Here is a 19,794-nt window from a genome sequence, read left to right on the forward strand (position 1 = left end):
GGCCCTCCGAAGCAACCTTTCCTGATTTCCTGAGTTCAAGATTCATGAGCAAAACCATCTTCCAACGCATCATCGACCGCGAGATTCCCGCCAAGATCGCGCACGAGGATGAGCACTGCATCGCCATCCACGACATCAACCCGCAGGCGCCGGTGCACGTGCTCGTTATCCCGAAGCAACTCATCGCGCGCGTCGCCGAAGCACAGCCGGCCGATCAAAACGTCCTCGGGCACCTCTTGCTCAGCGCCGCTGCCATCGCGAAGAAACTCGGCCTCGAACCGAACGGTTTCCGCATCGTGATCAACAACGGCCGCGACGGCGGCGAGACCGTCCCGCACCTGCACGTCCACGTCCTGGGCGGCCGTCCGCTCGCCTGGCCGCCGGGTTGACTGTCATCACGCGCGGAACCGCGCGGCGCGATGGAACCGCGCCCGACCGGAGTCGTCTTTATTCGAGCCGTCCCGCGCCCCATGAAAGTCGCTCCGCTCGCCTTCGCCACCCTGGCTCTGTTCGTCGGTATCTGGTCGCCCCTGCACGCCCAACCGACCCGCGGCGGCCGTGCCTCGCACGGGAGCGAACGCACCGAGCGCCGGGACGATGACGAGTCACCGCAAGACGAGTCCGCCAAGGCTGCCGCCGACCCCGTCTACGCCGCACCGGTCGCCCTGGTTTCCCGGTTTGATCGCAACGGCGACGGACGGCTCGACGCCGCGGAACGCGCGGCGGCTCGCGATTTCCTCGCCGCCCAGCCCGCAGCAACCGGCACCGGCGCCAACACCCCGCGCTCCGCCGCGCCTTCCGCGACCGCGCGCACGCTCGAGCCGGTGAAACCCGGGGCGAAAGTCGACGTCGCCGCGTTGCCCGACCTTTCCGCTCGTCCGCTCTACGATCCGGCCACGCTACGCACCATCGCCCTCGCATTCGACGACACCGATTGGGAACGCCAGCTCGCGCTCTTCGCCTCGACCGACATCTGGGTGCCCGCGCGCGTGACGATCGATGGTCGCACCTACCCCGGCGTCGGCGTGCGCTACGCGCCCTTGCCCGTGGCGGAGCCGCGGGACTCCGGCTACAAGCGCACGCTGCTCCTGCGTTTCGATTTCACGGACCCGCAGCAACGCCTCGCCGGCCAGCGCGAGTTGCGCCTGTTGGACGTTTTCGCCGACCCGACCTTCGTGCGCACTTCGCTCGGCCTCGACGTCGCGCGAGAATCCGCGCTGTCCGCGCCGCGCAGCAACTTCGTCACTGTCGCGATCAACGGTGAAAACTGGGGCGTCTACGCGAACGTCCAGCCGTTCGACGAACGCTTCCTGCTCGAAAACTTCGGCACGGCCGCCGGCGCACGTTGGACCGTGGCGGCCGGCGGCGGCCTCACCTACCTCGGCGACGATCCGCAACCGTATCGAGCGATCTATCACCTCGACACCGAGGAGTCGCCCGCCGCGTGGCAAGCGCTCATCAAACTCTGCCGGACGCTCGCGCAAACTGATCCGGAAGATCTCGAGCCAGCGCTCGCCCCGCTCCTCGACGTGAACGGCGCGCTACGCTTTCTCGCTTGGGAAAACGTGCTGATGAACCAAGGCGGCTACCGCGCTCACGGTGGCGGTTACGGCCTCTATCTGGATCCGGCGGGCCGCTTTCACCTCATACCGCTCGCCGCCGAAACCGCGTTTCGCCTCGTCGAGACCGAGACCTACGAACGCTACGGCGGCCGCGCGGGCGCGCGCTTCGGGGACGGAAACCGGGAACGGCCGTCCGGTCGCGGCGGCGCGCGGGGCAACCGCGAAGCGGCGGCAGCGACAACCTCGTCCCCGCCCGCTCCGGCCAGCAATTCTCCCGGCGGCGCCGCGCCCACCAAAACGCCGCGCCAGCAGCAAACCGACCTCGCCATGTTGCTCAGTTACAGCTTCGTCCTGAAAGCCGACCGCGACGACGACCAACGCGTCACGCGCGGCGAGTGGCTCGATTTCGCCCGCGGTTGGTTCACGGTGATGGACGAAAATTTCGCCGGCCAGCTCGGCCGCGCCCAGTTGATCGACAAGTTCCGCTGGTTCGTCACGCCGCCCTCGATGCGCGATGGCAAGAGCCGCCAGACCTACGGGCAGGACGATCCCGCCGAGGTGATCGGCGGCGAGTTCTTCGCGGAAATGGATCAGGATCACGATGGCCAGGTGACGCGAGACGAGTTCGTCGGCGCCTTCGATCGCTGGTTCACACGCTGGATGGGCGCGAAGACCCAGCAGCTCGCTCAACCGCAAATCCAAGCCGGCTTGGAGAAGATGTTGCCGGAATCCGTCTTCGTCGCCGATGCGAACACCGCCGCGAAACGCGACCGCTTCATCGTCAGCGACGAGCGCCCCGACGCCGCGAAGGAACGCGAGGGCGGACGCGGCGGCGAGCGGGGCGGCGGGCGCGGTGCAGGCGGCAGCGGCCTCAGTCTAGGCCTGCCGATTCCGGGTCTGCACGTGGGCACCGACAGCTTCCGTCGCCGCAGTGAAGGCGGCGCCGGCGGACGCACGCTCGTCATCCAACGCGAGCAACTCGACGTGCTGGCCGGCGCGGACAACCCGCGTCGCCCATTGATTCAGAAACTGCTCGCACCGATTATCCTTCGCTGGCGCTACTACGGCTATGTGCACGGGCTGGCGAGCACGCTGACTTGGGAGCGCCTCGGCGCGATGGCCAAACAGCGCTACGAGCTCATCGGCGCCGAAGTGGAGCGCGACACGCACAAACCCGACAGCTACGAGCACTTCATTCAACGGCTCGATCAAGATCTCGACTCGGCCGACGCCGAGCCGAGTCTCAAAAACATCGTCACCGAACGCCGCCGTTTCGTCCTCGATGACGAGTTCGTGCAGCGCCACCCGGACGGGAAATAGCGCGCCTCCGTCCGCCACAAAAAAAGGCGCGCCCCTCGGCGCGCCTTTGTCTTTTTCAGAGGGGAAATCGCCGTTCGCGGCTCACTTCAGGTATTTCGCCAGCCAGCCGCGGACCTCGCCATACCAGTAGCGGCTGTCCTCGCCGCGCAGGATCCAGTGGCCGGCCTCGGGGAAGACGATCAGTTTGCTCGGCGCGCCGAGGCGTTGATTGAGCGCGAACCACATCAGCGCGTTGTTCATCGGCACGCGGAAATCGAGTTCGCCGACCGTGACCAGGATCGGCGTCTTGAAGCCGGTGCCCTTCGCGTGATTGCCGGCCTGCAGCACGGGACTCTGCTCGCGCCACACCGCGCTGTCGCCCCACACCGGGCCGCCGCTGTTCACCTCACGTCCCCAGATGCTGTCGCTCGTGCCCCACTGCATGATGAGGTCTGCCTCGCCCGCGTGGGATATGATGCACTTGTAGCGCGTGGTCGTCGCCTGCAGCCAGTTGGCGAGGTGGCCGCCGTAGCTGGCGCCCGCTGCGGCCATGCGTGTGCCGTCAATGAACGCGAAACGCTTCACCGCCTCGTCGGCGGCCTCGTTCACGTGGTTGCCCGGGCCGCGCAGCGGATCGAGCTGGATCGAACGCGCGAACTCCTCGCCGTAGCCGGTCGAGCCCTTGTAGTCGGTGAGCAGGATCACGTATTCGGTGCCGGCGAGCAGGTGGTAATTCCAGCGGAGGACGAACGTGTCGTGCCACATGTTCGCCGCGCCGCCGTGGATGACGACGAGGAGCGGATACTTCTTCGCCGCATCGAAGCCGGCCGGCCGCACGATCATGTTATGGATGGTCATGCCGTCGCTCGCCTTGAACTCGAAGTGCTCCACGCCGGGCAAGTCGAGCGTGGCGGCCTTCTCGGCGTTGAATGACGTCAGGCGCTTCAGCGCGCCGTTGAAGGCGTAGATTTCCGCCGGATTCGACACGCTGTCCCATGTGCCGACGAGCGCCTTGCCGCCGGCGTTGAGGCCGCCGGTGGTTCCATAGGTCATCGACGGCTCGTCGCGCACATCGCCGCCCGCGTAGCTCACCGAGTGGAGCTGCTCGATGCCCGCGTGCTCGAAGGTGAAGTAGATGCGATCGCTGCCCTCAGGCAGCGCGTAGCGGCCGACCGAGCGGTCGAGGTTGGCGGTCAGGATCTTTTTCTTCGCTGCATCGAACGGCCACGGAAAACTCGCGAGGCGGCTCAAGTCGTAGACCTTGTCGATCGTGTTCGGGTCGGTGACGCAGAAGAGCGTCTTGCCGTCCGGCGAGAACTGGAGGTTGCCGTAGCTGCTCTGGTCGTTCGTCAGGCGCTTCGGTTCGCCGCCGGAGGTCGCGACGAAATACAACTGCGCGTAGACCGGTTCGCGCGCCGCGGCGTCGCGGTTGGTCGAGACGCTGAGCACCACGCCGCTGCTGTCCGGTGCCCATTCCGTCTCGAGGTTCTGGCCGTCGTCGCCCTGCCCGCCGCCGAAGCCGGGCAACTCGGCCAGCTTGCTGCCGGCGAGGAGATCGCGCGCTTTCGCGCCGGCTTTCGCGTCCATCACGAAGAGGTGCGCTTTCTTGTCGTCGAGCCAGGCCATCCAGAAGCGCGGCGGGAATTGCTCGTAGGCGCGCGCGTTGTATTTGCGATCCTTGCGCTCCTTCGCGGCTTTCTTGATCGCGTCCTCGTCATTTGCGCCGGGGAACACGTCGCTCACGAAGAGCAGCTGCTTGCCGTCGGGGCTGAACTTCGGCGAACGCGCGCCCAGCGTCAGGCTCGTCAGTCGCTCGGCTTCGCCGGGTTGGTTGAGATTGAGTCGATAGATTTGCGAAGCCTCGTCGCCCTCGCGGCGCGTCGTGAAGACGATGCTCGCGGAATCCGGCGACCAGTTCACGCCGCCCTCCGGCGCCTTCGTGTAGGTGATGCGGCGCGCGGGTGTGTCGTCGGTCAGCGATTTCAGCCAGAGATCGGTCGACTGCTCCTTGGCGTCGTAGGCGGGCTCCGTCACCGAAAACACCACCCATTTCCCGTCGGGGCTCGGCACCGGCGCGCCGATCCGTTTCATCAGCCACAATTCCTCGTGCGTGATCGGATGCTTTTTCGCCGCCGCCTCGGCGCCAAACACCACCGCCACCGACACGATCCAACCGGCCAACAGTGCGCGAATTTTCATCGCGCGAGTGTCCCGGCCGAGGCGGCTGAGTCAAACGCGTTGCGGCGAAACCAGCCGCACGTGCGACGTCCCGGCGACTACTTCGCGGTCTTCGGCTCGATGAAGAAGCGGAAGAGATTCTTCGGACCGAGATACCGCCCGGCCAGCACATCGAGCTCGGCCGGCGTGGCGGCGGCATAGTCGTGTTCGAGGCTGCGCAGCTCATCGAGACGACCGGGACGCGTCTGCGAATCGTCCAGGGTATCGAGCCAGAATTCATTGCGCGAGAGCTGTTGCCGCGCACCGGCGACCGCCTGGGCTTGGGCGCGGGCGAGTTCCTCAGCGGTCACGCCTTTCTTCGCGAGTTCGCTCGCGATGGCAGAGCCCTGATCGGCGATCTTCTTCGCCGATTTCGTGGCGACATCGAGCCGACAGCGCAGCGACGCCAATCCGGGAAAAGTCTCCGAATAGACCAGCGAGGCATCGAACACGTAGGTCGCGCCTTTCTCCTCGCGGATTTGCACCCGCAACCGATCACCCAGGATTCCGGCCAGCAATCGCAGACGACGGCGCTCGGTCATCGTCAGCACATCGCGCACCGGCCAATCGAGCACCAGCGTCGTCGGTCGGCCGGCGACCGCGGGATAGCTGAAGCGGCGCGTCTCCGGCGGCTGCGGGAGTTTCAGCTTCCGCGCGGCCGTCGGCGCTGGCACCGCTTCACTCCGCGTTGGCAAAGTGCCAAAGGTCTTCGCCACCTCGGCGATGGCGGCGTCGACGTCGAGATCGCCTACCAGCGTCACTTCGATCGGCGACGCTTCGAGCATGGGCTTCAGCCAAGCGGCGAGCGTCGCGAACGAATGCTTCTCGGTCATTTCGCGCGCCGGCAACCCGATCCGCGTGTCGCCGCCGGCGAGAAAAGAAAGGACAGAGGTCTGCATGGCGCCCTCCGGCTGCGAGCGATTCTTCGCATAGACTTCGCCGAGCAGCCGGCGCACGCGCGGCTCGTCGTCCGAACGCCAAGCCGGATCGACGAGATACGCCGTCGCCACCTGCAAAAACCGCCGCAAATCGTCGCCCGTGGTTGCTCCCGTCATCTGGCACGCATCGTCCTCCGCGCGCATATTGAGCGTCACCGCATGCCCGCGCATGGCTTGCCGCATTTCCTCGTTGGTGTGTTTGTTCAGGCCGCCCCCCACGAGTCCGCCAGCCCACAGACCGAGGCCCGGATGCTCGACGGGCTCCGCCGCGCGTCCTTCACCGAAGCGGAGGCGGAAATGCACGCGGCCATGCTCGAACGCGGTGCGCTTCAGGTTCAGGCGCACGCCGTTTGCGAAGCGCACCTGCCACACGTCGAGGTCGGCGACATGCTCGCGTTGGACAACCGCTCCCGCCGGGCCGAAATCCTCGTAGGCAAATTTCGTGTCAGCGAGCGCGGTCGCCGCCGTCACTGGCGCGGTTCGGCTTTGCTCGTAAGCGGCGAGAATTTTCTCGGGCGCCACCTTGATCCACTGCGGCGAAGCTGCGACGAAAATCCGGCGCACGCCGCGCGCCCACTCGTCGCGCCATGCTTTCTGGCAATCCTGCGCCGTGACCGCCTCGAGCCGGGCGAGGCGCGCAGCCAGACGCTCGTCCGGCATCACGAAGACCGTTCCCTCCTCGACCGTGGCCGCGAGCGCTTGCGCGAGCGCCGGCGTCGGCACCGAAGACGCGCGCATCGCCTCCTCGCGCAGCGTCGTGCGCAGATTGTCCTTCGCTCCGGCCAGCTCGGTGGCATCGAAGCCCAGCTCCGCCGCCGACCGCTGCGCCTGTTCGGCGATGCCGAGCAATGCGCTCCACTCCTTCGCATTGCCCGCCACGGAAAGCACCTCGGCCACAAACCGCCCACCCGTGGCGGAGCTATGCAGCCCGAAGCCGCTGATGACCCGGCCACGCGTCTCGACCAAGCGCTGCAAGCGTCGACGAACCATCGCGCGGGCCAGCTCGAGCTGCAGGGCCTGCGCGCGACGCTCCTCTTTGTCCGGCCCATCGTCCCGCAGATGCACCGCCATCAAATCCATTTGCACGCCGTCGCGCATCTCCGCGTGCAACGTCGCCCGCACCTCTGCGCCCGGCGGCAAGTCGCCCGGCACGGGCGCGGGCCGTGACGGACCGTGGACGGCGAGCGCGGCGAACTGCGCGCGCACTGCGGCTTCGACGTCGCCGCTTGCGCAATCCCCGGCGACGATCACCACCATCCGCTCCGGCCGATAGCCCGCGGCGTAGAAGCCGCGCAAGCCCGCCGGAGTCGCCTTCTTGATGGCCGACTCGGTGCCGATCGGCAGGCGGTCCGCCAGTAGTGTGCCGGGAAAAAGAAAACGTCGGACCGCAGTCATGTGTTCCAAATCCAGCGAACGCCGCGTCTGCATCTCGCTCAGCAGCACGCCGCGCTCGCGCTCGACTTCGGCCTTTTCAAAGAGGATCCCGTCGGCGAAATCCCGGAGCACGCGCAGACCGTCGGCGATCGTGGCCGGCGTCGCCTCGGGCAGGTCGATCTTGTAGAGGGTGTGCGTTTCGAAGGTCGTGGCGTTCACGTGCGGCCCGAAGGCGACGCCCTCGCGCTGGAGGAACTTGATCAGCTCGCCCGGCGCGAAACCGCGCGTGCCGTTGAACGCCATGTGCTCGACGAAATGCGCGTAACCGCGCTCGTCGTCGCGCTCGTGCAGCGAGCCGGTGAGCACGAGCAGGCGCAGGCTCACCAGCTTCGCGGGCGTTGTGTTCGGCAGGATGGCGTAGCGCAGGCCGTTCTCGAGTTTGCCCCACGTCACGCGCGGACTGGGCGCGATATCGCTGTGTTCGTGCGGCCAGGCCGGTGCCTGCGCCGCTGCGGACCAAGCCCACAGCATGGACCAAACGATCAACCCGCACACACCAGGTCTTTTCATGGGAAACTCCCTCAGCCGTTCCGGCTTTCGAAGGTGCCGTCGGCGCGCTTCACCACGAGCTTTTTCAACTCGAGCATCATCAACGCAGCGGAGACGACCGGCGAGGATAGTCCGGTCTGCGCCGTAAGCGCATCGATGCCGAGCAGCGCGCCGCCGCGAAAGCACTCGGCGACCTTGCGTTCGTCGTCACTCAGCGCGGCGGCGGTGAGTTGCTCGAGCACGCTGGGTTGATCGGGCGCAGTGGGGATCTTGCCCGGCGCGAAGCCCTGCAGGTAGTTCAGCTCGCTGAGCAGGTCGTCGACGCTCGTGAGCAGTGTCGCGCCGTCGCGGATGAGTTGATGGCAGCCCGCGCTGCTGGGCTGGTCGATGCGGCCGGGCACGGCGAACAACAAGCGTCCCTGCTCGCCGGCGAAGCGCGCCGTGATCATCGCGCCGCCGTCGACGTCGCTCTCCACGACGACGATCGCCTCGCTCATGCCGGACACGATGCGATTGCGCATGGCGAAGCTCTGCCGGTCGGCCTTGCGCCCGAAGGGGAACTCCGAGAGCACCGCGCCGCTCTCGGCGATGCGGCGATACAGATCGAGGTTCTCCGAGGGATAAATGATGTCGATGCCCGTGCCGATGACGGCGGCCGTCTTGCCGCCGACCGACAGCGCGCCCTCGTGCGCCGCCGTGTCGATGCCGCGCGCGAGGCCGCTCACGACGCAGAAGCCGAGGCGCGCGAGTTCGGCGCCGAGTTTCTTCGCCGTGGCCTGACCATAGAGCGTCGTGCGCCGGCTGCCGACGATGGCGATGCAGGGCGCATCGAACACGTAGTCGCCCTTGCGATAGAGGCCGATCGGCGGATCGCTGATTTCTTTCAACAATCGCGGATAACCGGCATCGCGCGCCGTGATGAACGTCGCGCCGGCCTGTGCGAGACGCTCCTCCTCGCGCGCGAGATCGAAGTGCGCCGTCCAGCCCACGACCGCTGCGCTCGTCTCCGGGCCGACGCCGCGCACGCGTTCGAGGCTTTTGCGGTCGGCGCGAAGAATGGCGACGGGATCCCCGCCGAATTCCGCGAGCAGGCGGTTGAGCGAGATCGGGCCGATATTCGGCAGGTCGTTCAAAATCATGAACGCCTGTCGGGGCGTGAGGTCAGGGGCAGGTGTCGTCATGGTCCGCGCAGAGGAGAGCCGGCTGGAGATAATCCAGCAGCTGCGTCGTCTGCACGGCCACCTGGCCCTTGTCGCGGGCGAGCAAATCCGCAGCGAGCCCATGCCACAGGACGCCGCGCGCGGCGGCGAGCAACAAATCGTCCGGCGTCTGCGCCATCAGCCCGCCGATCAGGCCCGCGAGCAAATCGCCGCTGCCGCCGCGTGCGAGCACCGGGCCGCCGAAGAAACTGAAGTAGCTCGCACCGCCGGAGGCCACGCGCGTCGGCGAACCTTTGGCGACGAGCACAGCGTCGCCCGGCCAGACGGACACGATGCGCGCCCACTCTCCGGCATGCGGCGTCGCCACGAGGCGCTCGCCGTCGAGCGATGCGATGATCTCCGGTCGGAGCGCGTCGGCGTCGAGGAGCACCGGGAGGGAATTTGCCGTATTACGGCAAATTGCCTCGATCGCGTCGAGCGTCTCGGGCGCGGCGCCGAGGCCGGGGCCGATGACGAGCGCGGTCGCGCGGGCTGCCTTTTCGATGATGACGTTGACAGCGGCGGCGGCGAGGCCGCCCTGGTTGCCTTCCGGAAACCCGACCCACATCGCCTCGGGGAATTTTGCGGCGTATTCCGGGACGAGCGATGCGGGCACGCAGGCGGTGAGCAGGCCGACGCCGCTGCGCAGTGCGGCTTGCACGGTCATCAGCACGGCCCCGGGATAGCTGCGCGAACCACCGACGACGAGCAGGTGACCGAACGCGCGCTTGTCGGACTGCGCGGGGCGAAGGGCGGCGAGCGGACGGAGGTGCGAGGGCAGCAACACACGCGCCGGCGAATCCGTCGACGACGTGGAGAAGAAGCCCAAGTCGAGGTAGCGCGCGCGGCCGACGAACGCGGCGTTGGCGGGCGCGACAACAGGCGCCTTTACGATGCCCGTGCAGTAGGTGAAATCGGCGCGGAAAACGGTGCCACCGTTCGCGTCTTCCCCCAGCCCACTGGGCAGATCGACCGCGGCGCGGAGGCGGAGGCGCGGGTGCGTGTTCACCCAAGCGACGAGCTCGGCGGTGGCATCGTCGATGGGCGGGTGAAACTGGAAACCGAAGACGCCATCAAGACAGACGTCGTAGGGTGCGAACTCGCGCTTCAGCGCGGCGGCATCGAGTTCGCGCGCGCGGGCGCCGGCAGCGGCGCGGAGCGTGTCGAGCGCGCGGCGCGCGAGCGGACGCAGCGCATCGATGCCGAACACGAGCACGACATCCGCGGTCGCGCCGGGGATATCGGCGAGCAGCATCGCGGCGGCGAGCAGGGCATCGCCGCCATTGTGGCCTTTGCCGGCGAGGACGAGGAGGCGCACGCTGTCGCTCAGGCCGCCGATCTCGCGGGCGTCATCGCGCAACGCGGTCGCGATGGCACGTCCGGCGCGCTGCATGGCGTCCCATTCGGCGGCATCATCGCGGAGCAGTGCCGTCTCTTGCGCCTTGGCGGCGGCGCAAGAGAGAATGGGAGGTGAGGCGCGCAGGGGCATGCTCAACCGCCGGGTCCGGGCTCAAGTGGCCGAGGAGAGCCGTCTTTGGGAGCCGGTTTCAATTTCGGTCTTTCGGGGGTGTCGCGCGGCGGTTGCACCGGATCTTCCAATCGAGCTCGGATCGGCAAGTAGAGCCGCAGCGGCGTATCGTCGGCGGCGTCGGGGTCCCATTGGAAACCGGTGTCGCGGGGCTCCGGGATTTCGCGGAAGCGATAGCCGTTGGCGGTGCGCCGCGCTTCGAAAAAGTAACTGTAAGTGCTGGTGCCGGGATTCCAGTAGGAGAAGCGTGTGCGGTCGTTCTTCCAATGTGCACGGTCGGCCCAGACCGCGAAGATTTCCGGCAAACCGTCCCAGTCGCGGTAATCGCGCAGGCCGACGGATTCGAGTTTCGTAGGCGGGTGTTTTTCTCGCGGCGCCTCGGGGAGCGTTTCGCGCTCCTTGGGCGTCGTGAGATAGAAAAAGGACAACGGCGCGCCGATGACGAGCAGGAGCACGATCCAGCCGAGCCGCACTTTCCAGACGCGCGTGCTCTCGGCAGAGGAGTTCATGGGTTCAGCCGTGTTTGACGAGGGCGGCGACGGCCATCGCGTGAGTCTCGATGTGCGAGAGCGAGAGCCAGACGTGGGTGGCGCCGACTTCGGCGAGGAGTTTGGTGGCTTTCTCGTCGAGGCGGACGAGCGGCTCCTTGCGTGAGCCGTGATAGACCGAGATCGAAGTCCAGTCGAGATGCGGACCGATGCCGGTGGTGAAGCATTTCGAGACCGCTTCCTTGGCGGCCCAGCGAGCGGCGTAGTGCTTGTGCGGGTGGCCGAGGCCGCTGCAGTAGGCGCGTTCCTCCTCCGTGAACACGCGCGAGAGGAAGCGATCGCCGTGTTTCTCGAGCACCTTGCGGATACGCTCGGTCTCGATGATGTCGCAGCCGAGGCCGATGAGGATGCCGCCAGGGGGGAGAACGATGTTCATCTAGAGTGGCCCACGGAATACACGGAACACACTGAAAGAAAACTCAGTTCTCCTTCCGTGTATTCCGTTTGTTCCGTGGGCAATCCGTCAGGGATTCATCCGCGCTTTCATTTCGCGGACGGCCTCCTCGATGCCGGTGAAGAGGGCGCGACTGATGATGCTGTGGCCGATGTTCAGTTCGTGGAGGTGCGGGATGGTGCGGACCTCGGCGATGTTGACGTAGTTGATGCCGTGACCGGCATTGACCACGAGTCCGAACGCGTGGCCTTGTGTGGCACCGACGCAGAGGCGCTTGAACTCGTCGGCGCGCGCGGGGCCGTGGTAGGCGTTGGCGTAGGCACCGGTGTGGAGTTCGATCCAGGGGGCGGAGAGCTTTTTCGCCATGTCGATCTGGTGCTCGTCGGCGTCGATGAAGAGTGAGGTCTTGATGCCGGCGGCGTTCATGGCGTCGGTGACGCGGGCGACCTTGTCGCGGAATTTCACGACATCGAGGCCGCCCTCGGTGGTGACTTCCTCGCGACTCTCGGGAACGAGGCAGACCGAATGCGGTTTGAGGCGCAGCGCGAGGGCGGTCATCTCGGGCGTGCAGGCCATCTCGAGGTTCACGCGGGTGGCGGCGGTCTCGCAGAGGCGTTCGACGTCGCGATCCTGGATGTGGCGGCGGTCTTCGCGGAGGTGAATGGTGATGCCGTCGGCGCCGGCGCGTTCGCAGAGCGCGGCGAGCGTGACGGGGTCGGGCTCGACGTTGCCGCCGACGGTGGCGCCGGCCTGGCGGTAGCGCGCCTGGCGAAGCGTGGCGCAGTGGTCGATGTTGACGCCGAGGAGGATCATGGCGGCGCGGAGCCAAACAGGAATGCGGAGCTCAGGAAATCAGGAAAAAGCTGTGCTTGCCGGTTAGGCGCCAGCCTGAGTTCCTTCGGCTTCCGCCGATGTCCACCGCCCCTGCTCCGAAGCGCGAAAACTTGCTGCTGAATCTCGTGTTCAACATCGCCGTGCCGATGCTGATCCTCTCGAAGCTGAGCACGCGACTCGGCTCGATGAATGCGCTGCTGCTGGCGCTGGCGTTTCCGCTGGGCTACGGCGCCTACGACTTCTGGCAGCGGCGGAGCGTAAACTTCGTTTCGGGGCTGGGCTTCTTCAGCACGCTGGCGACGGGCGGACTCGGGTTGCTGCATCTGCATCCGTTCTGGTTCGCGGTGAAGGAGGCGGCGGTGCCGGGGATCATCGGCGTGGCGGTCTTCGCGTCGCAGTGGAGCAAGCGACCGCTGGTGCGCCAGTTTCTGCTGAACGATCAGGTGATCAATCTGCCGCGCGTGAACGCGGCGCTCGACGAGCACGGGATGCAACCGGCATTCGAGGCGCTGTTACGAGCGTCGAGCGTGTTGCTGGCGGGGTCGTTTTTTCTGAGCGCGTTTTTGAATTTCTCGCTCGCGCGCTACCTCATCACCGCCGCGCCGGACACACCGGAATTCAACGCGCAATACGGCCGCATGCTCGGCTGGAGCTGGCCGGTGATCGTGGTGCCGAGCATGGCGATGATGATGTTCGCGCTGTGGCGGCTCGTGAAGGGCGTCGAACGCATGACCGGGCTGACGCTGGAGCAGATACTGCATTCGCCGGAAGATAAGAAGGCCACGAGTGAGACGCCGGTTCAAACGGCCAAGCCGGACGACACGGCGGTGACTGAGCCACCGCGCGAAAGCTGAGCGGGGCAAAGAAAAAGCCCGCCGGTGGGCGGGCTCGTTGGCGAGGGTGGTGCGGCGCATCAGGCGCGCTGGTCCATCGACGTGTAATCGCGCTTGGGCGTGCCGACGTAGATCTGGCGCGGGCGATAGATGCGACCCTTGGTGTTGGAGGCGACTTCCTTCCAGTTGGCGATCCAACCCGGGGCGCGGCCGATGGCGAACATGACGGTGAACATGTCCGTCGGGATGCCGAGGGCGCGCATGATGATGCCGGAGTAGAAGTCGACGTTCGGGTAGAGCTTGCGGGAGACGAAGTAGTCGTCCTTGAGCGCGGCCTGTTCGAGGTTCTTGGCGATGTCGAGGAGCGGGTCGGATTTGCCGAGACGCGTGAGGACTTCGTCGCAGGCCTTGCCGATGATGCGGGCGCGCGGGTCGAAGTTGCGGTAGACGGCGTGGCCGAAGCCCATGAGGCGGTTGCTCTTCGAGCCGCCCTTGGCGGCTTCGATGAAGCGCGTGCCGTCGTCGCCTTCGTCGTGGATCGCCTGGAGCATCTGCATGACGGCGACGTTGGCGCCGCCGTGGAGCGGGCCGGAAAGCGCGCAAACACCGGCGGCGATCGAGGTGAAGAGATTGGCGCCGCTGGAGGCGACCATGCGCACGGTCGACGTGGAGCAGTTTTGCTCGTGGTCGGCGTGGAGGAGGAGGAGGAGATTCAGCGCGCGGGTGACCTCGGGGATAGGCTGGTAGGCCACATACGGGTCCGAGAACATCATGTGCAGGAAGTTGTCCGCGAAGGGCAGGTCGCGCGGGTGGATGAACGGCAGGCCGTGGCGGTAGCGGTAGATCATCGCCACGATCGAGCGGATCTTCGAGATGGCCATCGCGGCGGACAGGTCGAAGTTCTGCAGGTCCTTCTCGAAATTGTTCGTCGCGAGCTCGGGGTAATAGGCGGCGAGCGAGCTCACGATCGAGGTGAGCATGCCCATCGGCGGCGCGGACTCGGGGAAGCCTTCGAAGATGCGGAGCATCTGGGTGCCGATGGCGGCGTTGTCGCGGAGGCGGCGGCCGAATTGGAGGCGCTGTTTGGCGTTGGGGAGCTCGCCGTAGATGATGAGGTAAGCGGTCTCGACGTAGTCGGAGTAGGTCGCGAGCTGTTCGATCGGGTAGCCACGGTGGCGGAGGATGCCGTTGTCGCCGTCGAGATACGTGATCGCGCTCTCGCAGGAGCCGGTGTTGCCGTAGCCCTGATCGTAGAAGATGTAGCCGGAATCTTTGCGGAGGTTGCGGGCGTCGATGGCCTTCTCACCTTCGGAGCCGATCATCACCGGAAGCGTGAGTTCTTTGCCGTCGACCTTGATCTGGGCGGTGGGTGCTTGCATAGGGCAAACAGCACCGTGGGGAAAACGCGATGGGACGCAAAGCAAAGCCTCGGCGGTGACACGCATCGCCCAATGAATAAGGCCCTGCGCAACTCGCGTTAGAAAAAGTGAAACGCCGGCGGGACGGCCGGCGTGCGAGGGAGCGCGCGTGAGGCGGCGCGGGAGTTACTGCGGCAGGAGCGCAGGCACCGCGAAGTCGTCGGCCGGGAACGACTCGTTCACCTTCACGCTGTCGAACGTGATCGTGGCCGTCTGGCCGTTGGGGCTCTTGTTGATCAACGTGCGGGGAAAGCGGAGGGCGCCGACGCGGAGCTCGCCGTCCTCGCGGATCTCGCCGCCGTTTTCCGTCTCGGTTTTCACGAGGCGGCCGGTGGCTTTTTCGAAGTAGCGGGTGAAGACGATATTCTCGGCGTGGGCGAAGACGAGTTTCACGCAGTCCTTGCCGTCGACGGTCGCCTCGCCGACGAAGTCCACTTTGCCGCCGCGCTTCTCGATGCCGCGGTAGAAGAAGAGATTCTCCCAAGTGTTGGCGCGCAGGCGTTTGACCTGCTGGGAGTCGAGCAGCGAGAGCTGCCATTTCTTGGTGTCGGTGGCGTCGGCGCGGCGGACCCAGGCGTCGTAGCCGTCGAGCGCGGTGGTCTCCACGACGGTGTTCGAGCGACGGATGATGCGCTGCTGGTAGGGCTTCTGGAAAACGATGTCGATCGCGAGGACGAGGGTCTCGTCCTTGGTCTTCGTCGCGTCCTTGGGGTCGGCAATCTTCTCGGTCGTGGTGAAGGTGCCGGTGAAGTGGACGCTTTGGACCGCTTCGATCGCGGACTCCGGGCCGATGGCGGAACGGGCCTTGGCGATCCATTGGTCGATCCGCGCGTCGGCGAAGGTGGATTGGGCCGCAAACAGGAGGGCGCTCAGGGCGACGAGACAGCGGAATTTCATGGGGCTAATTGACCGGAAAGGTGGGCAACGGTGCCATGCGGCGCAAGGGGATTTCCCTGGTGAGAGGTGACGAATGCCGCTGGGTCGGGTGGTCGCCCGGCGTCGCGATGGCGACTCGAACGCGGTGCCGGTAGCAAGAGTTCTCGGCGCCGCCGAGGACGTCGGCGCCCACCTCGCGGCAAGAACTGGAACGTCGGCGCCGCTTTACTCCCACTCGATCGTGGCGGGCGGTTTGGAGCTGATGTCGAGGACGACGCGGCTGACGCCGCGAACCTCATTGGTGATGCGGCTGGAGATTTTCTGAATGAGCTCGTGCGGGAGTTTGGCCCAGTCGGCGGTCATGGCGTCGGTGCTCTCGACGATGCGGAGCGCGATGACGTAGTCGTAGGTGCGCTCGTCGCCGAAGACGCCGACGGTTTTCACCGGCAGGAACACGGCGAAGGATTGCCAGACTTTCCAATAGTAGCCGGAGGCGATCATCTCCTCGTGGAGCACGGCGTCGGCGTTGCGGAGGATCTCGAGCTTATCGGCGGTGATGTCGCCCATCACACGGACGCCGAGGCCAGGGCCGGGGAACGGCTGGCGCCAGACGACTTCGCGCGGGAGACCGAGGGCAGCGCCGACCTTGCGGACCTCGTCCTTGAAGAGTTCGCGCAGCGGCTCGATGAGCTTCAGCTTCATGCGCGCAGGCAGGCCGCCGACGTTGTGGTGCGTCTTGATGAGCGAGGCGGGGTTGCCCTGGATCGAGACGGACTCGATCACGTCCGGATAGAGCGTGCCCTGGCCGAGGAATTCGGCGGTGCGTCCGATGTCCTTGAGCGTTTTCTCGAAGACCTCGACGAAGGTGCGGCCGATGATCTTGCGCTTGGTCTCAGGCTCGGTGACGCCCTTGAGGCGTTTGAGGAACAGCGCGGAGGCGTCGACGACGCGGAGGTCGATGTTGAAGTGTTTGCCGTAAAGTTCGCGGACGTAATCGCGCTCGCCCTTGCGGAGGAGGCCGTTGTCGACGAAGACGCAGGTGAGCTGCTTGCCGATGGCCTTGTGCAGGAGCGCGGCCGCGACGGACGAGTCGACGCCGCCGGAGAGACCGAGGAGGACGCGGCCCTTGCCCACTTTGGCGCGGATGTCGGCGACGGCATGGGCGATGAAATCCTTGGTGGTCCAGTCCTGCTGCGCGCCGCAAATGCCGACGAGGAAGTTGCGGATCATGTCCACGCCGCGCTCGGTGTGGAAAACTTCCGGATGGAACTGGATGCCATAGAACTTGCGCTTGGCGTCCTCGATGGCGGAGAACGGCGAGTTTTCCGAGGTGCCGATGGCGACGAAGCCCGGCGGGAGCTTGATGAGTTTGTCGCCGTGGGAATTCCAGATGCGCAGCTTGCGCGGCAAGCCGGCGAAGAGTTTGCCCGGTTTCTTGATCGTCAGTTGGCCGTGGCCGTATTCGCGAGCCTTCGAGTGCTCGACCTTGCCGTCGAGGAAGTGGCCCATGAGTTGCACGCCGTAGCAGATGCCGAGCATCGGCACACCGAGTTTGAAGATCTCCGGATCGGGGTGCGGCGCGGTCTTGGCGTAGACGCTTTGCGGGCCACCCGAGAGGATGATGCCGACGACGCCGTCTTCACGGAGTTTGGCGGCGGGCGTGGAGAAATGATAGATCTTCGAGTAGACCTCGCACTCGCGGATGCGACGGGCGATGACCTGCGTGAGTTGGGAGCCGAAATCGAGAACGGCAATTGTCTGCGCCATGCGGGAAGCTGGGAAAGTTTCCCCGCGAAAGAAACGAAAAAATCAGGGCGCGCGTGTCACGAGGTGGCGCTGTGCCGGTCGCGATGCGCGCCACCAGTCCGGCGGTCCCGCCTTGCCTCATGCACGGTGACGCACGCTCGCCGCGCAAAGGCGCGTCAGAATTTCAGGCGCACATTCTCGTGGCCGCATTTCGGGCACGGCGCGGTGTCCGTGCCGGCGGTCTGCGTGTAGAGGTGACTGCAACGGATGCAGTGGAACGAGATTTTGCGTCGCCCGGCGTCGTAGAGCGCTCGATCGCGTCGGTCGTAGTAAAACCAGAGCGCGAGGAACAGCCCGATGACGCACAGTCCGTAAAGCAGGACATCGAAGGTGAAACTCGGTGGGACGGACACCTTGGCACGATCGGTCAAACCCCATCGAACGCCAAGGGCAAAGCACGCGCAGTCTTCACTCTCGCGAAGGCCGGCAGCCGGGTGTTGTTTGACGGCGTTGCGCATGAAAATCCCCTCCCCTCTCCGTTTCCTTTTCTTGGCGGCCGGCCTCTGGGCCGTCCTGCCCGTCCGCGGCGACGTCACGCCGGCGCCGCTGTTCCGCGACCATGCGGTGCTGCAACAAGCCATGCCCGTGCCCGTCTGGGGTCTGGCGACTCCCGGCGAGGCCGTCACCGTGTCCGTCGCCGGACAAACAGCCACCGCCACCGCCGACGCGAACGGACGCTGGTTGGCCAAGCTTCCGCCACTACCCGCGGGCGGCCCCTTCGAGCTGGTAATCGCCGGCCGCAACCAAATCACGCTGCACGATATCCTCGTGGGCGAAGTCTGGCTCTGCAGCGGACAATCCAACATGGAGATGCGTCTCGGCCCGGGCAAAGGAGTCAAACCCGTCGTCGGCTGGCAGTCGGCCGTCGCCAGCGCCGATCTGCCGATGATCCGGCATTTTGGCGTGGCGCGGGCGCTCGCGCGGGACCCGGCCGACACGGTGCAAGGCGAGTGGATCGTCAGCTCCCCGGCGACCGCGCCGGATTTCACGGCGGTGGGTTTCTTCTTCGCCCGTGCACTGCATGCCGCCCGCGGCGTGCCGGTGGGCCTGATCCACAGTTCGTGGGGCGGCACTCCGGCGGAAGCCTGGATGAGCGGCGTCGCCCTCGACCAGATCCCCGAGTTTGCCGCGGCGCGCGCGGAGTTGGCGCAGCTGCCCAAAGATCCCGCCGCCGCCCAACTCGTCTACGAAAAACGGCTCGATGCCTGGTATGCGCAGAACGACGCGGGCGAGAAAGCCAGCCCAACTTGGAGCGCGCCGGGCCTGTCGCTTGCAGGCTGGGACAGCATGAATCTGCCCGCCAACTGGGAAAAAGGCGGCTTGGGCGACTTTGACGGGCTCGTGTGGTTCCGGCGCGAGTTCGATCTGCCCGCCGCATGGGAAGGCCACGCCATCGACCTCCATCTCGGAGCCATCGACGATAACGAAACGACCTACGTGAACGGCCAGCGCGTCGGCGCCACCGCCGGTTGGGATACGCCGCGCATCTACCGCATGCCGCCCGGCCTCCTGCATCATGGCAGCAACCTGATCGCCGTGCGGGTGCTCGATACAGGCGGTGGCGGTGGGTTGTGGGGCAATGGCGTGCCCATGCAGCTGACCTGCGCGGACGACGCCGCCCTGCCCCCGATCAATCTCGAGGGACCGTGGCGTTACCGCGCCGCCGGCGAGCTTTCCACGCTGACGCCGCCTCCGGTCAATCCCATCCAGTCCAGCAATGTGCCCGCGGTGCTCTACAACGGCATGATCCATCCCCTCCTGCCCTACGCCCTGCGCGGAGTGCTGTGGTATCAAGGCGAGAGCAACGCCGCCCGCGCCCACCAATACCGTTCGCTCTTTCCAACCCTCATCCGCGACTGGCGTCAGCTCTGGGGCCAAGGCTTCCTGCCCTTCCTCTTCGTCCAGATCGCACCGCACAGCGACATGCCCCCGGAGATTCGCGAAGCCCAGTTCCTCACGCTCCGGCAGGTGCCCAACACCGCCATGGCGGTCACGCTCGATGTCGGCGACGAACAGGACATCCACCCCAACCAGAAACAACCTGTCGGCGAACGGCTCGCTCTCGCCGCCCGCGCCCTGGCCTACGGCGAACAGCTGGAATACTCGGGGCCGCTCTTCGAACGCGCCGAGTTCACCGGCACCACCGCCGTGCTGCATTTCAGCCATCTCGGCGGCGGTCTGGTGGCACCGGGCGGCGAGTTGATCGGCTTCACGCTCGCCGGAGCGGATCGGGTTTTCCATCCCGCCAAGGCCGTGATCAAAGGCGACACCGTGGAGGTAAGCGCCGAAGCCGTCGCGCATCCGGTCGCGGCGCGTTACGCCTGGGCGAATTTTCCGCTGGGCAATCTCTACAATCGTTCCGGCCTGCCCGCATCGCCCTTCCGGACAGACGTGGACTGAGTCGGCTCCACGTCGATGC

15 protein-coding genes are annotated in these 19,794 nt (G+C 66.3%); 4 read left to right on the forward strand and 11 right to left on the reverse strand.

The window, feature by feature from the left end; translation table 11 throughout:
- The first annotated feature begins 44 nt into the window (after window positions 1-44).
- Together KF715_16940 and KF715_16945 are read left to right on the forward strand one after the other, a co-directional pair.
- Window positions 45-389, forward strand: a complete 345-nt coding sequence (locus tag KF715_16940) for a histidine triad nucleotide-binding protein (GenBank protein ID MBX3738385.1) — start codon at window positions 45-47, stop codon at window positions 387-389.
- Between the two features lie 81 nt (window positions 390-470).
- Entirely contained in the window at window positions 471-2,882 is a 2,412-nt protein-coding gene (locus tag KF715_16945; GenBank protein MBX3738386.1) for a CotH kinase family protein, read from the forward strand.
- A gap of 81 nt (window positions 2,883-2,963) precedes the next feature.
- Here the strand turns inward: KF715_16945 and KF715_16950 are convergent, their stop codons facing one another.
- From KF715_16950 to KF715_16980, 7 genes are all read right to left on the reverse strand, one after another.
- Complete coding sequence (locus KF715_16950) at window positions 2,964-5,060, reverse strand: S9 family peptidase (protein MBX3738387.1); 2,097 nt, start codon at window positions 5,058-5,060, stop codon at window positions 2,964-2,966.
- A gap of 77 nt (window positions 5,061-5,137) precedes the next feature.
- Window positions 5,138-7,960: an insulinase family protein gene (locus KF715_16955; protein MBX3738388.1), complete on the reverse strand. Its 2,823-nt coding sequence runs from the start codon at window positions 7,958-7,960 to the stop codon at window positions 5,138-5,140.
- Between the two features lie 11 nt (window positions 7,961-7,971).
- On the reverse strand, window positions 7,972-9,120 hold the full coding sequence (gene dprA / locus KF715_16960) for a DNA-processing protein DprA (GenBank protein ID MBX3738389.1): 1,149 nt from the start codon (window positions 9,118-9,120) through the stop codon (window positions 7,972-7,974).
- The gene (locus tag KF715_16965) at window positions 9,101-10,621 is read right to left on the reverse strand and encodes an NAD(P)H-hydrate dehydratase (protein ID MBX3738390.1); all 1,521 of its coding nucleotides are present in this window, start codon (window positions 10,619-10,621) and stop codon (window positions 9,101-9,103) included. Before KF715_16965 ends, dprA begins: the two co-directional genes overlap by 20 nt.
- A gap of 8 nt (window positions 10,622-10,629) precedes the next feature.
- Window positions 10,630-11,175 carry a hypothetical protein gene (locus tag KF715_16970; GenBank protein MBX3738391.1) on the reverse strand — a complete coding sequence of 182 codons (546 nt, stop codon included), beginning with the start codon at window positions 11,173-11,175 and terminating at the stop codon, window positions 10,630-10,632.
- A gap of 4 nt (window positions 11,176-11,179) precedes the next feature.
- Window positions 11,180-11,590, reverse strand: a complete 411-nt coding sequence (gene acpS, locus KF715_16975; protein MBX3738392.1) for a holo-ACP synthase — start codon at window positions 11,588-11,590, stop codon at window positions 11,180-11,182.
- Between the two features lie 87 nt (window positions 11,591-11,677).
- Window positions 11,678-12,421, reverse strand: coding sequence for a pyridoxine 5'-phosphate synthase (locus KF715_16980; protein MBX3738393.1), 744 nt, complete (start codon window positions 12,419-12,421; stop codon window positions 11,678-11,680).
- Between the two features lie 146 nt (window positions 12,422-12,567).
- Between KF715_16980 and KF715_16985 the strand changes: the two genes are divergently transcribed.
- Entirely contained in the window at window positions 12,568-13,296 is a 729-nt protein-coding gene (locus KF715_16985) for an MFS transporter (GenBank protein MBX3738394.1), read from the forward strand.
- Window positions 13,297-13,355: 59 nt separating this feature from the next.
- On the opposite strand, the gene KF715_16990 is transcribed toward KF715_16985, so the two are convergent.
- The 4 genes from KF715_16990 to KF715_17005 form a co-directional block, all read right to left on the reverse strand.
- Window positions 13,356-14,654 (reverse strand): citrate synthase, encoded by a 1,299-nt coding sequence (locus KF715_16990; GenBank protein ID MBX3738395.1) that lies wholly within the window; start codon window positions 14,652-14,654, stop codon window positions 13,356-13,358.
- A 165-nt stretch (window positions 14,655-14,819) separates the two neighbouring features.
- Entirely contained in the window at window positions 14,820-15,590 is a 771-nt protein-coding gene (locus KF715_16995) for a hypothetical protein (protein ID MBX3738396.1), read from the reverse strand.
- A 204-nt stretch (window positions 15,591-15,794) separates the two neighbouring features.
- A complete protein-coding gene (guaA, locus tag KF715_17000) occupies window positions 15,795-17,336 on the reverse strand; it encodes a glutamine-hydrolyzing GMP synthase (protein MBX3738397.1) in 1,542 nt (513 codons plus the stop codon).
- A gap of 155 nt (window positions 17,337-17,491) precedes the next feature.
- Complete coding sequence (locus KF715_17005) at window positions 17,492-17,695, reverse strand: hydrogenase nickel incorporation protein HypA (protein MBX3738398.1); 204 nt, start codon at window positions 17,693-17,695, stop codon at window positions 17,492-17,494.
- 136 nt (window positions 17,696-17,831) lie between these two features.
- Here KF715_17005 and KF715_17010 point away from each other — a divergent pair, with 136 nt between their 5' ends.
- On the forward strand, window positions 17,832-19,775 hold the full coding sequence (locus tag KF715_17010; GenBank protein ID MBX3738399.1) for a hypothetical protein: 1,944 nt from the start codon (window positions 17,832-17,834) through the stop codon (window positions 19,773-19,775).
- The last annotated feature ends 19 nt before the right edge of the window (window positions 19,776-19,794 follow it).

This window comes from Candidatus Didemnitutus sp., assembly GCA_019634575.1.
Classification (GTDB): Bacteria; Verrucomicrobiota; Verrucomicrobiia; order Opitutales; family Opitutaceae; genus Didemnitutus.